We start from the raw sequence: 25,089 nt of genomic DNA on the forward strand, positions 1-25,089 counted from the left end.
CATTATTATACGTTTATTAAAGGGAGATATTGTAAAGAATGGAGAATAATACTACTATGTGTACGAAAATATTATTTATATTTTACAAAAAACAAGGAGAGAGCAGTGCTATGAAAAAGAGAAATGCAAGAGTACTCAGCATGCTTCTGGCAACCAGCATGGTATTAGCACAAGCAGTGGGAACCTTAGCCTTCACGCCTATGAGCGTACAGGCGGAGGAGAATGCAGAACCTATTAGCGGGGAGGTGACAGACGCGGTAAATGCAGCCTGGGCACAGGATGAGGCTACCCGAAAAGGAGAAGACTCCATATGCGTGGTAGAAGACGGATGGCTGCATTTGAAAGCATCCGCGGCAAATGGAAACGGGACGGCAGATAGTGCGGAGAATGCGTTGCCGGCAGTATTTGTAAATCCCAATAACTTTGATTTTTCTAAAGATGGATACTTTGAGGCTGCGATCAAGAGCGGCACGCCCTTGTCGGAAACGGAATTTGGCATCTATCTTGGCTATACAGATGCAGGAAATGGTATGTTCATAGGCTATGACGCAGACGGATGGTTCTGGCAAAAATACCAGAATGCAGAGGGAGAGCGCTATTCGGGCCAAAGAGCGGCAGCTCCGGAACAGGGAGTGGAAACTGCCTTCCGGATAGATTGGACAGCTGACAAAAAAGTGACCTTAACGGTAGACGGACAGAGCGTGTTTGAAGAGGAATTCAGCAGCTTAACAAATTTTACAGATAACATAGCCATTAAGGTCGCAACGTGTTCCGGAATAGCATCCGATGTATATATGAAAGACATCCACTATGGGAGTCAGGAAGTAAACGCGGTCGATCTGGAATCTTGCGTTGTATCCGGTAAGGTGATAGACGGAGAAGGAAATGTCGTCGAAGGTGCCGAGGTGACGGTCGCCGCCGGGACTGTTCAGACAGATGCCGACGGGAACGCTCAGACAGATGCCGACGGGACCGCTCAGACAGATGCTGCCGGGACCGCTCAAACAGATACCGACGGCGGGTACCAGGTTTCGCTTCCAGGCGGAGAATACAGTATAACTGTGGAAAAAGAAGGTTATCTGAAAGGAACCGGAACCGTTACGGTGAACCAAGATGTGGTAAATGTGGGAGATATCGTACTCCAAAAAATGCAGGGAATTGCCACTCAGATGATTTCATCAGATCAGATGGATGTCTACATAGCTGAAAATTTCCCCAGTGTCGTGAGATACGAGATGAAGCAAGATCTGGCTGGCAAGATTTTTTATGGTCAATCAGATGAACTCAATACTATAAAAATTAATGGCACTGACGTAACCTTAGCCCCAGAAGACGTAGCAGCAGATTTCTCACAGTCCGGGAAGGCCATCTATACGATGACCGTAAAAGATGAGGGCAGCCATATCGATGCGGTTATCACGTCAGAGCTGGCAGTGGAGAAAAACACACTGTCATTTCGTATCACGGATATTACCAACAATTTGACAGAGACTACCACAAACAAGTATGGACAAGAAGTGGAAACCTATCCGGTAGAAACGATCGCCATACCGAACCACAGTCTGTTATCTGTCAGAAGCACCCAGAAGGATGCGAACCTGAAGGGGGCCATCATGTCTTCTAATACAAGGATCAATGGGGATGAATCCATTCAGGTAGATAATGAAATGGAAATATTCACAGATCTGGACTATATGTATGCCTTTTTGTCAAATGATCAAATGAGCGCGGGACTTTGGAGCAACTCCGAACATGAAGGACGAAGTGCATACACGGTAGTGAATGGAGGCGGACACAATACGCGTATCCTGGCAACTTCGCAGGATAAAGGGGATTATAAGGAGTTAGGGCTTGCCAGCGCGCATTGGTATTACCACCGCAACATCGAAGACAGCCATGGCGTGACCTATACGGTCAAAGAATCTGAAATGCCCCAGACCAGGATTGTTATTACCGGTGATGAAAACGGCGATCAACAGATCGACTGGCAGGACGGCGCCATCGCGTTCCGTGATATTATGAACGATCCCTATAAATGTGAAGAAGTACCGGAGCTGGTCGCATACCGTATCGCGATGAATTTCGGTGGACAGGCCCAAAATCCGTTCTTAACTGCTTTAGACAATGTGAAGCGGGTGGCACAGCACACGGACGGCCTTGGTCAGGCGGTACTCCTGAAAGGATATGGAAGCGAAGGACATGACTCCGGGCATCCGGATTACGATAACATCGGTGAGAGAATCGGCGGAGCCGCAGATATGAATACACTGATGGAAAAAGGTGCGGAATACGGCGCGCGGTTTGGCATCCATGTCAATGCCAGTGAGATGTATCCGGAGGCAAAGGCTTTTGGGGATGACTCCGTAAGGCGATACACGGCAGAGGACGACGGAGCAAAGAAAGATCCATCCCTGATCGATACGCTTAGATATGGCTGGAACTGGCTGGATCAGGGAGTCGGCATCGACGGATACTACGATCTCGGATCCGGAGCAAGAAGAGGCAGATTCGATTCACTGAAAGAAAAAGTCGGTGACAACCTGGATTTCGTATATGTGGATGTGTGGGGTAACCTGACGGCAACCAGAACGGAAGATTCATGGGAAACCAGACATCTCACAGACGAAATTACAGAAAACGGATGGCGCATGGCAACAGAATGGGGCTCCGGAAATGAGTATGATTCCACCTTCCAGCACTGGGCTGCCGACCTTACCTACGGAGGATATGACAAAAAAGGCGAGAACAGCCATGTGATGCGTTTTCTGAGAAACCATCAGAAAGACTCCTGGATCGGTGATTATCCGGGGTACGGCGGCGCCGCGATGGCTCCTCTTCTTGGCGGCTACAGCATGAAGGATTTTGAGGGCTGGGAAGGAAGAAATGATTATGATGCATATATCACAAACTTGTATACCCATGATTTAACCACAAAATTCCTGCAGCACTTTGAAGTAATAAAATGGGTAGACGGGGAAGAAATCGATTATAAAGGATATAAACTGACACCTGAGAAGGAAATCACCCTCAGGGATGAAAATGGAAACAAAGTCGTGGCCACAAGAGAATCTACAGACCCTGCAGACACGGCATACCGCAACAGAACGATTACCCTGAACGGAAAAATTATCGCCCAGGGCGCAGTATCCAAAGGCGACACCGGGAAAGACGGAACGGAATCCTATCTGATTCCCTGGAACTGGGATCCGAAGACAGGAGATGAAGTGTCACCGGAAAATGAAAAGCTGTACCACTGGAATACACTGGGCGGTACGACCACATGGGAACTCCAGGATTCCTGGAAATCACTGGAGTCGGTAAAAGTATATAAACTGACTGATCTCGGAAAGACGGAAGAAAAGACGGTTCCCGTTGAAAACGGGGAAATTACTTTGGATGCGCAGGCCCAGACTCCTTATGTCGTATGCAAGGGGGAAGAAGGGAACCTTCAGATCACATGGAGTGAAGGAATGCATCTGGTAGATGTGGGATTCAATTCCGGTGAAGAAGGTCTGAATACTTATTGGTCGAAATCCGGTGAGGGGGCAGCATCTATCGCTAAGAGCCAGTACAGCAACCCTATGCTGAAGCTGGACGGGGAGGTGGCTCTGACCCAGGATATCACAGATCTGGAGCAGGGGGAGAACTATGTATTATACTTGGGTGTGGATAACAGAAGTGATTCCAAAGCGAAGATAGAAGTGAAAGCACGGGACAAAGTATTAGACTCCAACTATACAGTCCGTTCGATCGCAAAAAACTATGTAAAAGCATATACGCACAGTAATTCCAGCGCTACGGTAGATGACAGCAGTTATTTCCAGAATATGTACGTATTCTTTAAAGCTCCGCAAGACGGTAGCAAAGTGACGCTGACGATCTCAAAAGAAGCAGGAGAGGGAAGCGCATACTTTGATGATATCCGTGTTTTAAAGTCTGATATGGATGTATTAGAGAAAGACGAAAACGGCGATATAATCGGACTGACACAGGATTTTGAAAACAATGTGCAGGGTATCTATCCTTTCGTAATCGGGCCGATCGAAGGTGTGGCAGACAATCGTACCCATTTATCAGAATTACATGAACCTTATACGCAGGCCGGATGGGATGTCAAGAAGGTGGACGATGTTCTGGGCGGAAACTGGTCATTGAAGACAAACGGCCTGGCAGGCAGCAGAATTACCTCTATGCTGGGTACCTCCATGCTCTATCAGACGATACCGCAGAACTTCAGGTTCGAACCGGGAAGAACTTATAAAATAAGCTTCGACTATCAGTCAGGCAGTGATAATACATATGCAGTGACTATGGGAGACGGGGAATTTTTAGGAAAAACTCCTTATGTGAATCTTCCGAAAGCCATGGGCGAGAATGGACATTATGAGACAGAACTCGTGGGAACGGCATCCGGGGAGTCATGGTTCGGTATCTATTCTACAGGAACAGCCGCCGATACCCAGGGAACCAAAGACTCTGCCGCGGATTTTGGCGGATACAAAGACTTTGTCCTGGATAATCTGAAGATTGAGCTGGTAAAAGAAGACATCAGCAAGGATAGTCTGAACGAGATGATTAAAAAGGCAGAGAAAGATTATTCAGAGAATAATTATACACTGGAAGAGTGGGCAGCGCTCCAGGACGCTCTGATCGAAGCGAAAGTGGAAGTGAATAGAGACAAGACGAATCAGAGTGCAATGGAAGATGCGTACTATGCGCTGAAGGTTGCGATGTTAAGCCTGGATAACTCGGCAGGGCCGGCTGACAGATTCGATATTTCCACAGAACTTTACACCGCAACTGCGGGAAGCGCACTGAAGAAAAGCGGTAAAGGAGGCCCGATAGAATTCGCACTCGACAAGGACGAAGCTACCTATTGGATTACGGATAAGGCTGATAATGCAGTACAGTCAGGGCTTGCATGGTTTAATATTCATCTCAATGAGGCGCAGACTGTGGATGGTATCCGATATCTGCCAAGATCAGGAACGCCCAAGACAGACGGAAAAATAATGAAAGCGGATATCCAGATTAGTAAGGATAATGGCGCAACCTATGAGACTATCTTAGAGAATGTGACTTTTGATACGGATAACAGTTGGCAGAATGCCAGCTTTGCTGAAACAGAAGGAGTAACCGATGTTAAGATTATTGCCAGGGAAACCGCTGGACTGACAGCAAGCTCACAGAATAAAAATGCGGCGGCAGCAGAACTGCGCGTGACACATCCGAATCCCGCAACTACAGATGTCAATAAGAAGGGATTAGAAGCCGCCATAGACAAAGCGGCTGCGCTTCAAAAAGACAGCTATACCGGAACATCGTGGAAATCTCTTCAGGATAAACTGACAGCAGCCCGTACCGTATATGCAGATCAGGACGCCACTGCATATGAGGTAGCCCTCGCCCTGGCGAACCTGGAAGATGCAATCGATGATTTGGTTTCGAGAGCGGAAATCTCTGTGGATTCTCTGCAGAGCGCGGTGAATCTCGCAAAAGAAATGCTCGCAAAAGACGGTATAGACGCTTCTGTTAAGGAGAAACTAGGCGCGGCTCTTGCAAAGGCGGAAGATCTTCTGGCGAAAGTTAAGGCCGGCGATGAAACCGTGACTCAGGACATGATTAATAATAGCTATCAGGAGCTTACCGGCATTATGGAATCTGTGACTCCGACGCCGGATCCCACGGCGTCCCCGGACCCCAAACCGACCCCGGACCCCACGGTAAGTCCGGCTCCGACCGCGTCGCCGCAGCCGACCGAAACACCTGGACCCAATAATCAGGATAAGGACGATAATCATAACTCCGGAAATGGCGGCGGAAACTCTTCTGACCAGACTGCCGGAGGCGCTCATACAGGTGACAGCTCACCGGTGATTCCGCTTGTGGTAGTCCTGGTGCTGGCAGCGGCAGCCGGTATCGGGGTATACTGGAAAAGAAAAAAAGCATGAATTTAAAGTAGCAGATCAGATTTAAAATAAAGCAGGTTCCCGCAGATACAAAATATTGGCGGGAACCTGCTTTTAAATACCCAGGTAAGTATACCTGATCTGGTACGACTAATTTATTTTCCGACAACCCAACGGCCTTCAATATAGAAGCATTCCTAAAATTTTTAAACAGTGGCGCCCGACTATATCTGTCTATTCTAATAACTCCCAGAATTCACTTTCTTTCGAAAAGCCATACATATCTATGTCCAGGCATGGTGCGCTCATCCAGCCCCGCTGAATGACAGTATGTTCTTCCCCGCTGTTATAATGGTAGGTAAATCCCAGCTCAAAGCCGTCGGCTGTAAGAAAATAATTCACGAAATATCTTCCATCCACCACTTCCCCATCCAGCATCCTGCGGAACTGTTCCTGGGTAAGGCCGTTGAGAACCAGTGAATGGGGGACCTCCGCCAGCATTCTGTCGTACCAAAACGTCTGGAATGTATCATCCACATTCACGATATCGGAAAAATTCTGGTACATCGTTCCATTTCTCAGGTTCAGATTAATGGTGCGCATATCCAGAAATTCCAGCACATAAGCTCCGGAAAAATAATGGTCCTCAAAGACAATACTCAATAATTCCCCGCCCTGGTAAGTAACCCGGTATTGTACATCACTGGCAAAATAATAATGATCCAAACCATCCAGGGATTCCATAAATTGATCATCCCGCTCTAAATAGGTCCGGTTAGCTGTTACCATAGCTACGGCTTTTATTTTTTCGTTCAGTTCATCCGCATTATCGATCCCTTCGATCTGAGGATATGTAATTGAGAAATCCACCGTTTCCTGATCCGTTTCCGAATATTCGACATAGGACTCTTCCGTCAGCGTATAGGGGAGATTCTCCGACTGGTAGACAGGAAAAGCTTCTAGTGTATCCAAATCCTCGCTTTGATCGTCAGTCTGGGGAAGATCACTGTTGTCCTGTCCACCATCTCCGTGAGAACCATCCCCAGGAATGCCGGAATACGGAAGTTTGGTACCGGAAGATCCCGCGGAGGACTCTGAGTGCCTGCTCTGCAGACGGTCCCATTCGCTGTGAAGCCAGGAACCGGCCGTGAAGACCAGAAACGCTACGGTGATGAGGATAAGCAGCGCGCTGACGAGGGAAGCACTGACGGCGGCCGCTGTTCTTTTGCGGGTATTTTTACTTTCCATATTACCTGGCGCGATCATGTAATCCATAGAAACACAGGGATATCCCTGCAGTTCTCGTTCCGAACTGTATACCTGGAAGCCCAGCCGGGTATACACCGGCAGCATGCTGTCTGTAGTATGTACGGTAACCCGGGTTACCACCAGGTCCCTTGCACAGATTTTTACAATCTCTTCGAACAATAGCTCTTCTATTCCGAGATTCCTGTGTATCGACCGGACACACAGGCAGATGATGTTCCCGGACGTGTCCAGTATAGAGACACCGCAGAGCTCTCCCTGATCGCGGCAGAGAAAAAAACGGCATTTCCGGGCCGATTCCAGGTCGGCCAGGCCTTCCGGCGAAAACATATCCGTATACCGCTGAACCAGTTCCGCAGACTGGTTGAGACGTGGGTCCTCATGTAAAGTATCGAGGATAAACGCGGATATGACAGGAAGTTGTACTTTTTGAAAGCCAATCATTTCCATATAAATACCTCCAGCTGAATTCTTTGATCACAGGCTTAAAAAAATAGGCTGTGTGAGTTTAACTGCTATAGTGCGACATGTTACTCATACCGATTTCCGTCTGATTTTAAAATCAATACTAGCATAGTCTGAAGATTCTTACAATACCCGGCCTGCCGGTCTAAAATTGATAGATGCAAGATAATCCACAAAAATTTCAGAATTGTCCACATCATAGTACAGGATTGTGCATTTCTACAGATTACCTTTGTATGTTATTCTATACACAATCAGTTACAGTACCAGTGTAAGACTGTTATTAAAATCAGCGGGGGAAGGGGAACCCTTGTTATGAGGAGGAAAAAAGATGAAGAGAAATCTAAAATGTATTATCACGATGGTGCTCACCCTTGCAGTTTTCAGCTCGATTCTGCCATCCGTGTCCCTGTCGGCGAAAGCCGCTCAGCCGGATGAGGATACAAAATGGCAGGAACTGCAGACGATACTCTCTGGTGTCACCGGACGATATACGGAACCACCGGACAAAAGCCAGGTGGAGGGCAATACTTTTTCAGCAGGCATGCTGCTGGGAAACGGCAGTTTTGGAGTGGTGGCCGATGCGCGCCCGGATGAACAGAGCTTTTATTTTTCAGGGCAGGATGTCTGGAATAATTCCCAGAAAGTCATGAATGCGCAGCTTCAGATTACCGGTCTGGAAGCAGGGAGTCTTCAGGTATCCACGAATGAAAGCAACACCGCCGACGGATCCAAGGGGGCGGCGGCTGTGATCGATGGAGACCCTGCTACCTATTGGATTACCAAGGCGCAAAGTGCTTCAAAAGGTGATAAATGGCTGAAATTTGATTTTCAGCGAAAAGTAACGATAGATTCCTGGTCATCCATTCACAGAGGGTATGTGGACGGTCATAATACGCGTTATAACACCAGGGATTTTAGCTTACAGACCAGTGAGGATGGCGTTGAGTGGAAAGACGTGGATATCATAACAGATAACACGGATTACATAGTAGAACGGAATCTGGTACAGCCTGTGACTTCCAGGTACTTCCGGGTGAACATCACAAAGCCGGTCCAGCCGGGACAGGAGACGCATAAAGTGACTGGAGACCGTGCTACGGCCCGGATTTCGGAGGTCGATTTCTTGTACAACGGTAAGTCACTTATCCATGCGGAAAACAAAGAAGAACAGTCCTTTACTTACTCTGCATCGGATACATCCGGATTTACCATATCTGCGGAAAATGCATTCGATTCCGACGAGAATACTATGTGGCGGTCCAACACACAGGCTGCCAGAGTAGATGGGGCGACCGTTCCCCATGATAAGTGGGTGAAGGTATCATCGGACAAACCTTTTACATTCAACAAGATCGAAGTGAAACATAATGGTGTCCTTTACCCGCAGGATTCCTGTTATAACACGCACAATTATGAACTGCAGATCTCGGATAACGGAACAGACTGGTCAACGATTAAATCCGTATCGGGAAATACAGAAAATATCAACACATTTGAATTTGACACGGAGGTCACGGCAAACCATCTGCGTCTTTATTCTGCGGAACCGACCGCTCCGGAATACGCCAGCAAACATTATGAAAATGATATGGCGTTAGCGAGAATCGTAGATATTAATCTGTACAAGAACGGGACAAATGTGCTGGACCGGTCCGAAGAGCCGGATGGCAGCTACTATCATGAACAGGACATTCTGAATGCGGAGGTGCGCAGCAAACAGGAATTTGACGGAAACAGCGTAACATTCCGGTCATGGACTCTGGACGACCGTAATATTCTGATCACGGATATTACGCTGGATGAAAAGACCGATAAACCATATAAATTGAAACTGACTTTAAAGGCGCCCAGCGGCATCAGCCAGTCGAAAGGTACCACGGATGACATGATCTGGCTTGCGAGATCCTCAGGTTCTCCCTACAGTTCCAGGACTTCCACGGCGGTCCGTGTCCTTGATGGGACCAGCGAAATCAGCGGAAACGATATGATCGTAACGCTTGAGCCTGGAAAAACAGTGAAATTAGCCAGCTTCGCACATTCCAGCAGCGGTCTTACCAACGGCAGCGGTTTGGCGGTAAAAGCTCTGGAGACGGTAAAAACAGAAGCGACAACCAGATTAAAGCAGTTGACGGTAGCCGATACGGAGCGGGCTCACGAGAAACATCTCCAGTGGTGGAAGGATTACTGGATGAAATCCTATATTAACGTAGCCGATACCACAATCCAACGGTATTACTTTGGAGCCTTATACGGTTTGGGCTGCACCGTACGCCCTACCGCGGAAGGCGCTGAGCAGCCGAATGTACCGGGCAGTATGCTTGGCGTATGGCAGACGAATGACAAGGCTGCATCTTATGGAAGAGGTTACACAAACTACAATTATGAAGCACCTTATTACGGATTATTCTCCAGTAACCGCAGCGAGATTATGGAACCGTATTTTATCGAGGCGGATGTCAGGTTATCCCATGCTCAGAATACAGTGGCAAAACTGGGATATCGCGGAGCGCAGTTTGAACGGTCCATCGTGCCGGTCTATAACTTTTATAATAAAAAATCCCCGATAACGGTTGCTTCCACAAAGAATCCCAACAAGCTTCCGACAGATCAGAAATCCAATGTTATGCTTTATACGCAGGCCTTCATCTGGGACTGGCAGTATAATCAGGATGAGGAACGGCTGAAACAGTATACCTATCCGGCGATCAAACAAACCGTAGAGTTCTATATGGATTTTGTGGAGAAAGGGGATGACGGAAAATATTGGGTATATAAAAGTGCCAATAATGAGCTGAACGCGAGCTCAGATTATGATATCAATCCGATTTTGGATATCGGATACATAAAATCACATTTTAAAGCCTTTATAGAAATGTCCGAGTACCTGGGTGAGAATCTGGAAATGATACCCCAAATGCAGGAGATCCTGGACAATCTGTCGCCTCTTCCCACCAGCGAAAACGCAGAGCGGGCAAAGGCGGATCTTACCAGCCTGGGATTTGATGCGGACAAAGAAGTATATGTTTCGGGCTATTTTTCGGATAATTACGATCAGGTAAAAGCTTCGAACTGTCCGTGGGGAACCTATATTTATGAAGGGAACCAGCCGGTGGCTCTGGAAGGCGTTGTGCATCCGGCGGAAAATGTTAGTCTTGCCTCTGATCCGGATGAGCTGACAATTGCCAGGGATACTTTTGAATACTTTAACCCCATGTATCCTTACTACAGAGGGGCCGGATACAACGGTTTCCCCAAATCCTTTACGATCGCAGCACGGCTTGGCATTGACGGTGACCGGATTCTGAGCAGTCTGGATCATACCATTCAGGCGCTCTGGAGAGAGAACCTGACCTGTAGGAACGGCGATGCTCACGGAATAGAGTCTTTTGGGACCATCGAGGCGGTTAACTCCATGCTGTTACAGAATCATGAGGAGGAACTTCGTATATTCCCCTCGTGGGCGAAGAGCACAGATATTAAATTCGTAGATTTGAGAGCAAAAGGAGCGTTCCTGATATCCTCCGAGTACAAGGCCGATGGACAGGTGATCCCATATGTGGATCTGACCAGTGAAAAAGGAAATACCGTGAATCTGGTGTCTCCATGGAAAAACGGATGTATCATACAGGATGGAAATGGACAGAACGTAAGCGCACAGATCTCGGCTACCAAGAATACCGGAGAACTGTTATACACCTTTGAGACCCAACCCGGATCGGCTTATCATATTACAGAGAACCCGGAACCATACGAACCGGTACAAAGCGTCCAGGTTACCGCTGATGAGACTGTACTGTATACCGGAGATACGCTGCAGGCAGCTGCACAGGTTCTGCCGCAGGAAGCTCTGGTGAAAATAGTGAAGTGGAGCAGCAGTGATCCTGAGACAGCAAAGGTGGACCAAAAAGGTGTAATCACCGGCATAACTCCAGGTATAGCAGAAATCACGGCGGAATCCCTGATATCGCCGGATATCAAAGGAACGCTGACCATCGAAGTGAAAGAACGGATGCCGGATCGCATAACCATCACGGATGATGGAGGCGGAACCATAAATGTAAATGACAAAAAGAAACTGAAAGCTGAAATACTCCCTGAAAATACAACGAATAAAACCATAGAATGGAGCAGCAGCAATCCTGAAATCGTGGGTATTGATGAGAACGGCAACATCAAGGGAGGATTATCCGGTACCGCACAGATCACAGCATCTGCGGCAGCTGATGAGAATATCACTAATACCGTGGATATCAAGGTAAATGTGGAATCGAGCGGATACTCCGCACTGAAGTATTATCCCAATGAGGCCAGTGTCGACACTGGCAGCACAAAGAGTCAGTCCTATACGATGGCTTATGGATTCCAGGTGAAGAATCCCATCGTTATCACGGAATTAGGATTTTATGATCAGAACAATAACGGAAAATTTGATAACACAGGTTCAAAAGCAGGAATCTGGACAAAAGACGGAACCGAACCGCTGGCTGCCGTCACCCTGCAAAAAGGAACGGCAAGAGATGGAAATGGATACTGCTATGCGAAACTGGATACACCCATAACCCTGGAGCCGGGGGAATACGAGATCGCCGGATACTATCCGAAGGGTTCGACCGATAACTGGTTCCACTCGAAAGATAAGAGACCATTTGCCACAGCGCCGCAGATCGAATATCTGAATCCGGGATATGCGGCAGGAACCAGTGATCTTGTGAAACCGGACCTGGATGCATCCAAGTTTCCTTACCACTGTATCAACTTTAAATATCTGGATAAGAACAGACTAGAAGAGCAGATCAGCAAGGCAAAAGAACTGGATGAGGCTGCTTATGGCCTGGAAAGCTGGATAGCTCTGGACGAAGCACTGGACAAAGCCGAAGCAGCGGCGAAACCTGCGGAAACAGCCAAACCTGAGACCTCAGATCAGAAGCTGATCGACACGGCCGCAGAAGAACTGCAAAGCGCAATCGCTAATTTGGAAACAGATCAGGTCAAATACGGAATTGTCGCGGAATATAATTTCCTGGATGCAGATATGCCGTTGGCTGACCAGAGTGAATTCCACAACGACGGAGCGATGGGCACCGGTAATCAGGTGACGGAGGATTCTGGATTTACAAAAGCGCTGGAATTCGACGGAACCGGAGATGCTGCCGTACGGATCGCGGACCAGGGATCTTTAAGAACCTTCCGCAGTATGACGATTGATCTCTGGGTACAGATGCCCGAAGCAGCAGGCCTAAGGCAGGTACTGGTGAGCAAGAAAGAAAAAGACGGCAATGGATTTAAACTGGAGGTGTTAAACGACGGTACCGTACTCTTTGTGATCCGCGGAGCCGAAGAGGATAATTCAGTTTCTTCCGAAGCCGGAGCTGTCACTACCGGAGAAAATGCAAAATGGCATCATTTGAAAGCCGTATATGATTATGAACAGGGAAAAATGATTCTTATGGTGGACCAGGATACGACAGAAGCCGCTGCAAATCAGATCACGAGGAGCACCATAAACAGCCTGAAAGCGCCGCTGTGCCTGGGACATGAGCTGGAAGGGGCAGACAAAGACGCAGCCGGGACGGGCTTTTTCAAGGGACGTATGGCCAGACTTGTACTGACAAATGTGTCCAATGATGTAATTCCGCCTGCGATCACGGCAGCCAGTATTCAGAATAATGAAATAAATGTAGACTTTGAAACGGCATTTACGTTTCATCTGAGTGAAGACAATCTGACATTGGATGAAGGCGCCATTGAACTTCACAAAGACAGCGAGCCGCAGCCGGTGAAAGCGGCATTGCAGGGAAATATCCTCACTGTCACGCCGGAATATCTGGCGGGAGGCACAGACTATACGCTGGTTATCAGCGGGGCGGCCATCCATGATACCGCTGGAAATCCGATGAGGTCTGATTACATCATCGAATTCATGACCGGCTTGGAGGGAGATCTGAATAAGCTGCAAGAAGTTTATGATAAGTATCTGCCAAAGACAGAGAAAGAAGAGCTCTACACGGAAGAGACTTTTCAGGTATTCCAGGCTGAGGTGGATGCAGCTAAAGCTATTCTGGATAAAGGAAGAGCCACTGTGGAAGAGGTATCAGAAACGATATCAGGATTGGAAGCCGCAGCACTTGGTTTACTTTACAAAGAAGTAAATACCGACGTCCTGACGGAAAAAATTGCAGAAGCGAAACAGATTCTGCTGGAAAACCAGATCACCGAAGAAAGTATCCAGAAGCTGCAGGGTGCCATGGAAACGGCCGAAAAACTGCTGGGCCAGGAACCCGGTACGGTCAGTCCGGAGGATATCCAAAATTCGGTGGATACATTGGCAGAAATCCTCAGAAACCTGGAGTATAAAGCAGCCGACATGAGCGCTTTGGCCGAATTATGCACAGCGGTACAGAATCAGAAAGTCCAGGAAAATAACTGGGCAGACTATGAAGAAACATCCGTGATAAATGTGGAAGATACTCTTCGGGTGGCGCTGGAAGTCTTAGACCGAACGGATCTGACCGTGCTGGAACAGGGAATCGTAGACCTGGCTCTTAAGAATCTCCAGTGGGCTAGCGACCATATGAGCCTGAAGCCTGCGAATACAGTTTCCCTGCGTGACATGATCCGGCAGGCAGAAGCGGTTAAGACAGAGGACTACACCGAAAAATCAAGCGCAGAGTTAAAAAAGACATTGGATGCGGCCAGAGAACTGTTACTTACCCCGGGTCTGACGATCCGTGATCAGGCGGCCGTAGATGAAAAGGCAGATGCTCTGCAGGCAGTTTTGAACGGACTGACGAAGAGGGCCGATATGACGCTGCTGACGGAAAAGATCCGGATGGCCGAAGCGTGCAAACGTACGGATTACACAGACGAGAGCTGGGAAGTTTTTGTGCAGGTTCTGTCCGAAGCGGAAACTATGGCCCGGAATTCGGATCTGTCCGAAGATGACCAGCAATCCGTAAACGAAATGATAGAGAAGCTGGCAGCAGCGCTGGAGCAGCTGGAAAGAACACAGAGTGAAGAGGGAAAGACTGTAGTGGAGATCACTCAGGATCCGGAAGCACCACAAGTACAGATCGCCAACAGCCAGGAGCTGGTGAATTCCGTATTTACCGAAGAGGAAAAACACCAGATCGCAGACGGTGTCTATAGCAGGATTCTGCTTACGGTCAGAAGAGTACAGATGGAGACGGATCATCCGGATATGATTCAGTTCCAGGAAGCCCTGGACGGCAGAAAACTGGGAATGGTACTAGATATTACGATCCAGAAACAGGTGGGAGACGGGAATCTGGAGCTCGTACGGTCATTGGATAAGAGCCTGCGTCTGATTGTGCCGGTACCGGAAGAATTAAAACCCGGAACGGGAGTAAATAGGACTTTCACCTTCTTAAGGCTCCATGACGGACAGATCGCTGAACTGAAGGATCTGGATCAGGAAGAAACTACAATTACGATAGAGTCAGGTTCCTATTCCCTGTACGCGATCATCTTCCGGGATGAAGTAATCCGGGACGATAACGATCATCAACAGGATTCTCAGGATCATAACGGGCAGGCTGGTTCCGGTGATGCTGCGGTGACCAGGGCTGACGGCGCGCAGACAGGGGACTCAGCGCCGGTGGTGCCGATAATGTTAATACTGCTGTTGGCCGGAAGCGCAGCGGCAGGGATCGTGTATTACAGAAAGAGAGACAAGATCCACGAAAGATAGGAGCGGGATGTAGAAGGCATCTGAAAGCTGATTTTTAGAAAGATAAAGAGCTTAAGAGAGAATGGAAATCTTCTGAGGGTTTCCATTCTCTTTATAGAATAATTCTAATGGCGGAGAACCTTTGATGAAAAATGTCAGTAATACAGGCGGGCATAATAAACAGATGGTTAGGATTAGAAGATATAAAAACTGTTTGACATCAATAACTTTGAGGGACGTATCTGTAGCCTGGTTTCAAAATGGTCCTGATAAATTTTATAAAAAATGTTTATAAGAGTATTATGAAGGAAAGTAGTAAAAAAGAACCCCCCCGAATCCCCTCAGATTGAGGGGAAGGGGAGTTGAAGTGTCGAAGATACTTATTTATAACAATACTGGTTCATAAGTTCCTAACATACGAATTCCATATGCGGTTTCATGGCTGTCACTAACGATTCACCCCAATAATTTTTGCAGAACCCTTATAATTAAAGGCACAAACTCTTCATACCGTAATCCATAGATAAAGCCTTCGGGAGCATCGGAAGAGGGAGTCTTGATTAAACCGGCAAAATCCATGTCAGAAATTCCACATTCATACATCGCCTGTTCAACTTCTTGAGCAATCAGACCATAATGTTTTCGTCCGGTTTCCGCATCGTTCAAAATATAGGATACAGGGCGTAATTTAAGGAGAAATTGCTCCGCTTTATCTGCATCAAGTTTGTCGATACTATGTTTGGAGTTTTGATCGGAAGTTATGATGGCACTGGTAGCGGCATATACACTTCCGAATCTATGGCTGGCGGATCCCAGGTCTGCAACATTATCCTTCGATTGAAAAAAGCACCAACGTCCTGAATCGACCCCAAAAAAGAAGCTGTATTGCTGCTCATTTGAAGAAAAAATCTTAAAGTTTTGGTTTCCGCCCTGTTCAATCCGACCACCATAACCCATGCGTACTCCGTGGCTCCCCTGTAAAGTCAGATCGCCGGTGATTGTTCCGCCTGTTAATGGAAGATACCCGCCCAATCGGCTATTCACTTCAGCTTCGGTGTAGTAACGGTTGTCATGTACGTGGTTCAGATTTGCCTTATTGTTGACGGTTGACTCCAGCACTGATAAGGAAGCATTTGTAATATCGATCTCATCGGATAAAGTATTATTTATGGTGGACAATGTGCCGCCAATTTCCGTAATTTGTGTTGATAAGCTGTCCATTCCTTCCTGGCCGATTTTTTTTACCTCATTGACCGCAGAAACCAAATCCGTCTTATGTTCGGTAGACAAATCAGCCAGGCTGCCGATAGTGTTTTTGATTACATCAAATCGTTTCCGGATATTACCGAATAAATTTGATAAGGTGCTTCCGCTGATCAAATCGGAATCAACTGCTGGTATGGTAAATGTTACGGGAGTGGCCATGTTAATATTACCGGTATCTCCCTTTGGCCCCTGCGGACCTGCAAGCCCCTGTGGCCCTGGCTCTCCTGTTTCCCCTTTGGGCCCCTGCGGACCTGCAGGTCCGGTTTCCCCTTTGGGACCCTGGATGCCGGCCGGACCCTGCGGTCCTGTTTCTCCGATATCGCCTTTCGGTCCCTGTGGTCCGGAAGCTCCGGTTGCTCCTATCGGACCCTGTGCCCCGGTAGCCCCCTGTGGTCCGGGTTCTCCCTTAGGCCCGCGGATATAACCAATGAATGCTTTTGCCATATCTTTTTCCCCCTATTCATTTTCTTCCGGTGTCAAATAGTAAACGGCTCCGGTTACCGGATCATATTCGAACTCGGGCGGGGTGCTGCCCTCCGCAAAATAAGCGTAAAGATTCCCGGAGTCATCTACGGACAGGGTGTATAAGGTACTGATTGGTACGGAGACACCGCTGTCTCCTTGTTTGCCCTGTGGTCCCTGCGGCCCGGTGCTGCCCATTGGCCCCGCGGGCCCCTGCGGGCCTGTTGCGCCAACAGCACCCATGGGGCCTTGCGGACCGGGAATACCTTGTATTCCCTGCGGGCCTCTGGGACCGGAGTCACCGACATCCCCCTTGGGTCCCTGTATGCCCTGTGGACCGATGAATTCACCCTGTTCCAGCCGCGTCGCGAGATCACTTGCCGTATCGGCGGCACTTTGGGCGGCTGCTTCGGCAGCTTGAGTGCTGGCAGCCGCCAGGTCTCCCTGCATTGTGGCATAATCAGCCGCCTCCCTGGAAAGTATGACTGCCGCATTGACTTCCCCGGTCAGCCTTTGTATGATCTCGTCTGTGAGATCGCCGAATTGTTCCACCATATCTTCGTAAGTTGCGATCCGTTTTGTATTTCCTCCGGCGAAACACAGATATACCGATTTTCCATCCTTGCAGAGCGGATCGTCCTTAAGGACTACCGCCCATTCACCTGGCAGAAGCTGCGCCGGATTTAAGTCACCATAAGCGCCTCTTCTCATTCTAATTGCCATTCTTATCACCTCCGATTAACTTGTGAATGATACCTTCCAATTCCTGAATTTTGTGTTCCAATACATCGACTTTATTACTTAACTCTTTCACTCCGCCCCACAGGACGCCGACTGCATTGTAGGAATCGATTCCCTGGCCGTTCGTAGCGATGATCTTATCGGTAAGTGGATAGTTATCGCCGATGACAAATCCATATTTTTTACCGGAGCTTACGTTTTGAGGATCAGGGGTATTTGGACCCGTGTTCTTTGGCTCAGAACGGTATCGAAAGGAATATACTTTGGTCTTTCGTACTTCATCTAACAATGAGTTTTCTTCTTCAATGTCTGTCTTCCAACGTTCCAGGGAAGATACGATTTGTCCACTGGATGTATATTCGGTTTTATTGCCTGTGCTGTCCTGAACGACAAAGAAGGTGGCATGCATTTGGGACCAATTTTTACCGTTATGGGCGGAGACGCCGGTTGCGTTCATGGAACAATATTCACTGCTGCGTGGATTATGATGCACCTGCAGACCGCTGCCATACAGATAGGTAGTATGGTCTCCGGATCCGTTTACAATGGTACATTTACAGTCATCTCCGAATGCATTGCCGTTTATTTCCATGTCGTAACAAAATACTTTGCCGTTTTGTGTGACACGGAATTTGCCGTTACCAGCCCAAAACGCAAAATCCGGATTCCAGGTACCCATGCCGGTACTATTATTATCTCTGGTACCGGTGGGCCAGGGACCGTTATAGATTGCGTTATTATCAAAAATCCAATTGCCGATTTTACCCCTATAGGCCAAAAGGCCCCGGTTATCCATATGGGCATATTCCGTACCTCCGTCGGCTGAAAGCAGCCGTAGGGAACCGTTCGTATTACCGTTTCCGCCCAGTGTCAGCATACCAGACATGATGTAGCTGGCGTTGACATACAGAGATCCGTTTTTCATGTAGATCCCCTGGAGCGCACCGTTATTGGTCAGACGTCTGAATATTTCATCCGTGCCAAGCGAGGCATTCAGGGCACTTACCGATTTTTGCGCCTCTTCGGAGGCTAAAGCGGGTATGGTTTTTCCCTGTAAAGAGAAACTATCCGCGATAATTCGAACTTTACCGGTGGAAGCGTCCACCTCTAAAGTGGTGTTCCCCATGTCATCCGTAGCGGTAAGCCCTCTGGTATCGATCCAGTCCGCTTCGATACCGATCGCAGCCAGAATATTTAACACTGCATTTCCATCATGATCAAATCCGTTGATATAGGTTTGACCGCCGTCCTTGCTTATGAAAAACCCATCGATACTTTTTTTGTAGATGATAAGACTATCTGTCAGCAAAGGCTTATCGTGCAGGTACTTGATGATACTTCCATCATCCTGTATAAGCGACGTTTCATAAAAACCCATTGCGTTCATGGCCAGACTGTTTAACTGTCGGGCGTAATTGTCATAACGGGATATTTCCTGCTGTGCATTTTTTCTTGCTTCTATGATGGCTTTAGTAACTGCGGACTGCCGTTCGCTGGACTGCCTGGCAGGCGGCTGTGCGCCGCAGACCAGACTTTCATAGCCGCTGGTAGTAAACGAAAGGTTCGTAACGAAACAGGAATAACTGTTCTGTTTCCGGTCAGTGACGATCATACAGTCTCCGGCTTCGATCGCCGGGTTACTTAGGGCGGAAGCTTCCAATGGCCTGAATTTCATACCGACAATTTTTCTTCCTAAAAAATCCGCCACAGAAGCAGCGCGTCCATACTCAATAAGAGGATTGGAAGAAAGCTCCAGCACATAACCTTCTGTTCCGCACAGAACGGATTCCCCTTTTAATGTCTTACCCTCTCCATCCATACCATCAGAGGCATTCACCCGGATTCCGGTAATTACCACATCGTCGGTAGCGATTTTTAATGAAGACAGGCTATAAATATGGTGATAAGCAGGAAGACCTATGAAGTCTCCCCCGTCTGTATTGGCTCCCGTGCTGTAATCTTTGAAATCTCCACCGTCCAGTTCAGCACCCGACCGGTAATCGTTCAGGTACCCGCCGTCACTTTGTTCCAAAATAGGAAACACAGCTGTATCATACCATTTGAGTTCCAGCTTACCGTCCGCATTACACCGGGCGAAACAACCGGCTATCTGCGCACAGTAAGAAATTAGTTCCCGGCAGGTTACGGTATCATTTTCATCAAAAGGATTATGATCCACGATATAATTATTGTGGTCAAACTGTACCGATGCGGGTATTACGCCACATTGGGAGCAGCAGGTAAGGACGATGTCTTTAAGCGTAGCCGGAAATCCAAGACCGCCACGATATATTTGATCAAATTTGGTCATATAATCAAGCGCTTCCAGGGTAATAATGCCGGAAACACTGGAGGGATCATCTGCCAGAAAGACACCTTTTTTCAGCCATTCCGTATGATCGGAAAGCTGCAGGCCGATAAAAACGGTTATGACTGCGTCCGAAAAGTTATAGTTACTGTAAGTATCATACATATTATTAATGTTCAGTGTCAGTTTATTAATGATGGCGGAGCCGATGTCAAAACTCCCGCTCCCGCTGACAGCATCCGAGATCTTGATCCCCCCCTGCATGATGTGTGAAGGAGGCAGGCTCAGTATAGTACCGTCTGCCAGCTCGATCGTGGCCTTGGACAGAAAAACCCTGTGATCTTCATAGAGTGCCTGCCGGTACTGCATACTTGTATTTATCATATCGTTCTACCTTTCTATCAGATCAAAAGATACGGAAGAATACCTCTTGGTACCAACGGTCCATATTTTCACGGGCGCGGAGCGGTCAGTTACGTAAAATGTTCCGGTCCGGTCTGTCCCGCTCATGGCATCCGGATAGGTAAGCTTTATATATTCCGGATTGAAGGCCTGCAGGATCACTGCGGTTTCTTCCTGTGTAGGATTGTTCCAGCTCAATGAAATCTTCCGTTTCTGTGTAATCCTGTTTTTATGCATGACTGCATCTTCGGTCCTGCCGGAATCCCCGGCAGTGATATCTTCCAGCCCCCAGGAGAGAGCAGCGGGAGTTTTTAATGCGATTCCATCGACTTTGAGTATGGCCATAGGTTCACCTCCCTTGATGACTGGCCTGTTATTTTTTGATGTTATATAGCGGCAACCACGTGATATCTCCTGTCTGCCTTTAAGCGGCCTTTTTCTACCAGGTGGTACGCGGTTTCAGAATCCACCATGAATGTGAAATCCAGGATGGGAGTTCCAGGAGCGGACAGATTTACGCCGGAACATAATACGTCAAGCATACCGTCTGCCACAGCCGCCCGGATACCTTCCACGATTTGGTCGTTATTTACCACAGCGCCCCGGCGGCCGATACGTCCGACCAGCTCAGGACCGCGCTCCCTGGCAATAAACATTTCGCCGGTATTCAGATAACCTCCTCCGGCGAATCTGGGCAGGGAGATATGAGAACTCATGGAAAGATGAAATCCTACGTTCTGACCTCCGAATACGGGTACAAAATCCGGGATTGTGAAGGAGAACCCATTTAATAATTCTTTAACAGCATTCCAGCCATCAATAATCTTATTGGCAATTCCCTCAAACAGTGCGATAATCGCATTCAGCGGTATTTTCACGAGGCCGGATAGGGCATCCCAAATACCACAGAAGATATCCTGGACACCTTTCCAAGCTTTTTCCCAATCACCGGTAAAAATGCCCACAACAAAATCGATCAGTCCCCCAAAGGCCTTGGACAACCCGTCGATGACTTCCCCTATTCCTTTGAAGACATCGTCGAATACGGGCTTAAAGACTTCCACAAGAAAATCAATGATCGGAGAGAGTACTTCGTCCCAAAGAAATTGAAATACGGAGATGAGGTGGTTCAGACCCGGCAGAATCATTTCATTGAAAATTTCCACCAATCCTTCAAACGCCTGCGCTAAGATTCCTCCGATCGCATCGGCCAATGGCAGAATTACGTTATTCCACAATCCCGACAATAAATCGGACACAATGGAGATGATTGGAGTAAATACGTCCCCGAGGAAACTGCCTAAAGGTACTAACACATAATTCCACAAATTTTCAAAAGCCTCTGTGAGAAGCGGAATGACTTCGGTTCCGATATACTGCATAGCCGGAATGATCATATCCATCCATATACTGGTGAACATTTCTGAAAGAAAGTCACCCAAAGGCTGCAGAATCTCCAAAAACCTGTTAAAACCGTCTTTGAGGTCGGGCATAACAGTGTCAGATATGAATTGTATGGCGGGTGTAAAGCTTTCCGCGATCGTGCTCAAAGCATCAGAAAAACTTTGGCGGACGTTTTCATTGGTTGCAAATACGTAACCCAATCCGGCAGCCAGAGCTGCCAGGCCTGCGATTAAAAGAAGAATAGGTGCGGAGGCGCCGGCGATTAGTCCGCCGGGGCCAAAGAATCCGCCCTGCCCGAATAAAGCGGTAAGCTTCGTAAACAATTCTCCCATATCGCAGCCGGTCAACTGCGTCAGCGCATCGTTAATGCCTAAAATAGTACCCGCCACATTCTGCAGCGGAGCGAACAGATCCTGAAGTTTCTGCAGCTTATCCGGATCTATCCCGAGGGATAGTCCTGGGCCTTCCCCGCCTTCGCCGCTGCGCATATTTGCGAGAAAATCGCCAATATTCTGTACTACTTGGGAGGACTTTTCGACCCCGTTCCACATGCCGACGGCGGAATCACGGAATTTCTCAAAGCCCGAACTTGTTTTTTCTACCGATGTGGCCAGTGTTTCATTTTTCTTGGATACTTCGGTCATTTCATTGGAGTAGGAGGTCATCTCGGAGGACATATTTTTTATTGCCTGAGTAGACAATTTAACATTTTTTTCGACCTTCTCAAATTTTTCAAATTTTAATTTAAATAAACGCGTATCAATTTGTAATAATTTTCCGGATAGCTTATCTAATTGTTTTTGTGCTTCCGTACTTTTGGCGATACTCGTTTCTAATTGTTCGGTTATAGAGTTTATTTTTTTCACCACTCTTTCTTACAGGATACAGACCTATCTGCGGTTTATCAGGTCTGGGCCTGAATGTTTTCAAAACGCCTGTTGAATTCAGCAGCCCAGAGCTTGAATTTTTCCGCGTCATTGATCGGTGTATCCTGTTTCGATGTATGTAACGGCATTTTCGAATATTTTACTTTTCGAGGGCTTAATGCGGTTTGTACCGCATTGACTATGTAAGCGCCGTTCAGCCAGGCGGAATAATCGATTAAATCCAGCTTGGCTGATTCACGCCGCCTAAATTCCGCCTGGTAAATGTCCATAATCCTGGGATTGAGATCCCAAAATGTCTCATAGGATATCCCATAACGGATTGCGCAGGGAAGCCAATTCCGATAAATCAAATCTGTATAATTTTGATATGTCCGGATATCGGCCTCCACTGCTTCCTCGCGAGCGGATGTGTCTACTCCTCCTTCGAGAGGAGTTTCTGGAAAAAACCGCTGGAATTGACAGCCTCCATAAAAGCAGTATATATTTCTTCAATATTACCACCACCCAGGACATGCTGTTCGCATAGAATCTCCGCCTCTTCCCGGCTGCAGCCGGCACAGATACCGACAAAGGCGGCAGCAAGTGAGAAGAAATGTTGTTTCTGGAACATTTCGATAATTGAAAATCCCATGCTTTCCATATGAACCATATCTTTAAACCCCAACTGTGGTACTTCATACGATTTTTGATTGATTTTTAAGGTCATAATACGTTTTCCTTTCTAATCAGGCATTGGCCGGTACTTCTTTGGCGGCTATATCAATTTTGGTTGAGGGGGATACGGAGATGGTCATCTCACGTACGCCATTTACTTCCCCTTCATTGAGATATACAAAATGCTGGCCGCTCCAGGAAGCGATTCCATCGACTCCGTCTTTTCCCATGGACATGCGATAACGTAATTCCTTACCGGACTTTTGTTTCACAGCAAGATAGGAATCCAATGTATAATTGGCTAAGAATTCCATGGCTTCCATAGCCTGTACACCAGGCACAAAGGTCTGTGTATCATCTTCCAGATCTGTTGTTTCCAGCTGTTCAGGAGCTCCGCCTAATGCGGGATAGGATTTGATCGTACATAACTTTTCCCATGTGGTTCCGTTTTCGCTGGTTTCTAAAATGGAACTGATTGTACTAACTGCTTTTTTTGTATTTGTTGACATAATATTTCCTCCCTGTATACACGCTCTTCGGCGTGCTGATCGTTATTGTTTACCTGTACAGTCTGTAAACGGAAGTTTTCCTATAACTCGTCCCCATCGCAAAAGATACGTTCATATTTTGCGGTTAGCTTATTGATACCGGTCTTTTCAGCATCATCCGTACAAAGCGGCCCGCTGATTCGCTGATAACCTAGTCCGCGCATGATATCACTTTCTGCGGTTATGATTTGATGGGCTTCTTCATAATTTTGGTCGAAATAAACCTGCAGTTCTATTGTGGAGACAACCGCATTTTCGTTATTTTCCATATCGCATGCTGTCTCCTTTGCCCCCGCTGCCTTAAAATAGGTATAAGGATAGGGCGGAGGCTCTGAAGGAATTGCGTTGATAAACCCGGGACTAAGATCTGAAATACCGTTTTTTAGAATTGTATAAACCTGGTTGCTTGGATCAAGAATAAAATCACCCCCTTTTTGTATCACTTTATTTAGTTTTTATAATCTTTTGATAACAGGTTTGACGATAAGGCTGACTTACACAGGTTTTATAATGGTATAATTACTTCCGTTGATCAGATCATAACAGAGGATAAGCGAACACAACAGAACACATGTTCTGAAAAAATTATTATTTTTTTAAAAATCGGTTATGTTTCATTCGGCAGCTATCCTCTGAATAAATCTTATTTGGGAAATATGTATTCATACGAAATGAAACTTGTATCCATGTTAAGTTATCCAAATAATATAGACGAAATAATGTTCTTAACTCACTAGTTGGAAGTGTTTCAATATAGGAAAGTACAGAATTTGTCAATTTCTCTAAATGATCCATTTCCTTATTCAGAATATTGTACCGTTCCCTGAGTATTCCTGTGATATCTCCTGCATTGTCAGGATTTAACTGTTTTAAACGTCTTTCAGTTTCGGAAATTCTTTTTTGAAGGTCTTTTATTTCTTTTTGCATAGATTGATATTCTTTTAATAGTGAAAGGTGAAAAGTAACAGGATCTGTTTGTGGGTAGCCTGATTTCTTTTTCTGCATCATATTTTTCCTCCTTACTTGTCTAAATGCATTTTTACTTGGGATTTATCTGAGAATTGTGCACATCGGTTTTGCACTTATT

Annotated in this window: 13 protein-coding genes; 2 read left to right on the forward strand and 11 right to left on the reverse strand. The window is 47.0% G+C overall.

The window, feature by feature from the left end; genetic code table 11:
- Positions 1-110 precede the first annotated feature (110 nt).
- On the forward strand, positions 111-5,951 hold the full coding sequence (locus tag ABC831_RS11400; protein WP_343248249.1) for an endo-alpha-N-acetylgalactosaminidase family protein: 5,841 nt from the start codon (positions 111-113) through the stop codon (positions 5,949-5,951).
- 192 nt (positions 5,952-6,143) lie between these two features.
- Here the strand turns inward: ABC831_RS11400 and ABC831_RS11405 are convergent, their stop codons facing one another.
- Positions 6,144-7,625, reverse strand: coding sequence for a GNAT family N-acetyltransferase (locus ABC831_RS11405; RefSeq protein ID WP_343248250.1), 1,482 nt, complete (start codon positions 7,623-7,625; stop codon positions 6,144-6,146).
- 346 nt (positions 7,626-7,971) lie between these two features.
- On the opposite strand from ABC831_RS11405, the gene ABC831_RS11410 reads away from it, so the two are divergent.
- Positions 7,972-15,351, forward strand: a complete 7,380-nt coding sequence (locus ABC831_RS11410) for a discoidin domain-containing protein (RefSeq protein WP_343248251.1) — start codon at positions 7,972-7,974, stop codon at positions 15,349-15,351.
- Between the two features lie 435 nt (positions 15,352-15,786).
- Here the strand turns inward: ABC831_RS11410 and ABC831_RS11415 are convergent, their stop codons facing one another.
- The 10 genes from ABC831_RS11415 to ABC831_RS11460 form a co-directional block, all read right to left on the reverse strand.
- Positions 15,787-17,040, reverse strand: a complete 1,254-nt coding sequence (locus ABC831_RS11415) for a tail fiber domain-containing protein (protein WP_343248252.1) — start codon at positions 17,038-17,040, stop codon at positions 15,787-15,789.
- 12 nt (positions 17,041-17,052) lie between these two features.
- Positions 17,053-17,781, reverse strand: coding sequence for a hypothetical protein (locus tag ABC831_RS11420; RefSeq protein WP_343248253.1), 729 nt, complete (start codon positions 17,779-17,781; stop codon positions 17,053-17,055).
- A complete protein-coding gene (locus tag ABC831_RS11425; protein ID WP_343248254.1) occupies positions 17,771-20,491 on the reverse strand; it encodes a hypothetical protein in 2,721 nt (906 codons plus the stop codon). Before ABC831_RS11425 ends, ABC831_RS11420 begins: the two co-directional genes overlap by 11 nt.
- A 6-nt stretch (positions 20,492-20,497) precedes the next feature.
- Positions 20,498-20,854, reverse strand: a complete 357-nt coding sequence (locus tag ABC831_RS11430; RefSeq protein ID WP_343248255.1) for a DUF6711 family protein — start codon at positions 20,852-20,854, stop codon at positions 20,498-20,500.
- Between the two features lie 41 nt (positions 20,855-20,895).
- Positions 20,896-22,590 carry a phage tail protein gene (locus tag ABC831_RS11435; protein ID WP_343248256.1) on the reverse strand — a complete coding sequence of 565 codons (1,695 nt, stop codon included), beginning with the start codon at positions 22,588-22,590 and terminating at the stop codon, positions 20,896-20,898.
- 227 nt (positions 22,591-22,817) lie between these two features.
- Entirely contained in the window at positions 22,818-23,150 is a 333-nt protein-coding gene (locus tag ABC831_RS11440) for a hypothetical protein (RefSeq protein WP_343248257.1), read from the reverse strand.
- Between the two features lie 62 nt (positions 23,151-23,212).
- A complete protein-coding gene (locus tag ABC831_RS11445; RefSeq protein WP_343248258.1) occupies positions 23,213-23,506 on the reverse strand; it encodes a hypothetical protein in 294 nt (97 codons plus the stop codon).
- Positions 23,507-23,525: 19 nt separating this feature from the next.
- A complete protein-coding gene (locus ABC831_RS11450) occupies positions 23,526-23,963 on the reverse strand; it encodes a phage tail protein (protein ID WP_343248259.1) in 438 nt (145 codons plus the stop codon).
- Positions 23,964-24,043: 80 nt separating this feature from the next.
- Complete coding sequence (locus ABC831_RS11455) at positions 24,044-24,271, reverse strand: hypothetical protein (protein ID WP_343248260.1); 228 nt, start codon at positions 24,269-24,271, stop codon at positions 24,044-24,046.
- Positions 24,272-24,590: 319 nt separating this feature from the next.
- Positions 24,591-25,010 (reverse strand): hypothetical protein, encoded by a 420-nt coding sequence (locus tag ABC831_RS11460; RefSeq protein WP_343248261.1) that lies wholly within the window; start codon positions 25,008-25,010, stop codon positions 24,591-24,593.
- Between the last annotated feature and the right edge of the window lie 79 nt (positions 25,011-25,089).

The sequence above is a fragment of the Diplocloster hominis genome (assembly GCF_032380655.1).
GTDB classification, from domain to species: Bacteria; Bacillota; Clostridia; order Lachnospirales; family Lachnospiraceae; genus Diplocloster; species Diplocloster hominis.

Excerpts from the sequence above, each read along its gene's own strand:
- ABC831_RS11400 (WP_343248249.1), top strand. The coding sequence starts at position 111 with ATGAAAAAGAGAAATGCAAGAGTACTCAGCATGCTTCTGGCAACCAGC.
- ABC831_RS11405 (WP_343248250.1), bottom strand. The coding sequence starts at position 7,625 with ATGGAAATGATTGGCTTTCAAAAAGTACAACTTCCTGTCATATCCGCG.
- ABC831_RS11410 (WP_343248251.1), top strand. The coding sequence starts at position 7,972 with ATGAAGAGAAATCTAAAATGTATTATCACGATGGTGCTCACCCTTGCA.
- ABC831_RS11415 (WP_343248252.1), bottom strand. The coding sequence starts at position 17,040 with ATGGCAAAAGCATTCATTGGTTATATCCGCGGGCCTAAGGGAGAACCC.
- ABC831_RS11420 (WP_343248253.1), bottom strand. The coding sequence starts at position 17,781 with ATGGCAATTAGAATGAGAAGAGGCGCTTATGGTGACTTAAATCCGGCG.
- ABC831_RS11425 (WP_343248254.1), bottom strand. The coding sequence starts at position 20,491 with ATGATAAATACAAGTATGCAGTACCGGCAGGCACTCTATGAAGATCAC.
- ABC831_RS11430 (WP_343248255.1), bottom strand. The coding sequence starts at position 20,854 with ATGGCCATACTCAAAGTCGATGGAATCGCATTAAAAACTCCCGCTGCT.
- ABC831_RS11435 (WP_343248256.1), bottom strand. The coding sequence starts at position 22,590 with ATGTCCTCCGAGATGACCTCCTACTCCAATGAAATGACCGAAGTATCC.
- ABC831_RS11445 (WP_343248258.1), bottom strand. The coding sequence starts at position 23,506 with ATGACCTTAAAAATCAATCAAAAATCGTATGAAGTACCACAGTTGGGG.
- ABC831_RS11450 (WP_343248259.1), bottom strand. The coding sequence starts at position 23,963 with ATGTCAACAAATACAAAAAAAGCAGTTAGTACAATCAGTTCCATTTTA.
- ABC831_RS11455 (WP_343248260.1), bottom strand. The coding sequence starts at position 24,271 with ATGGAAAATAACGAAAATGCGGTTGTCTCCACAATAGAACTGCAGGTT.
- ABC831_RS11460 (WP_343248261.1), bottom strand. The coding sequence starts at position 25,010 with ATGATGCAGAAAAAGAAATCAGGCTACCCACAAACAGATCCTGTTACT.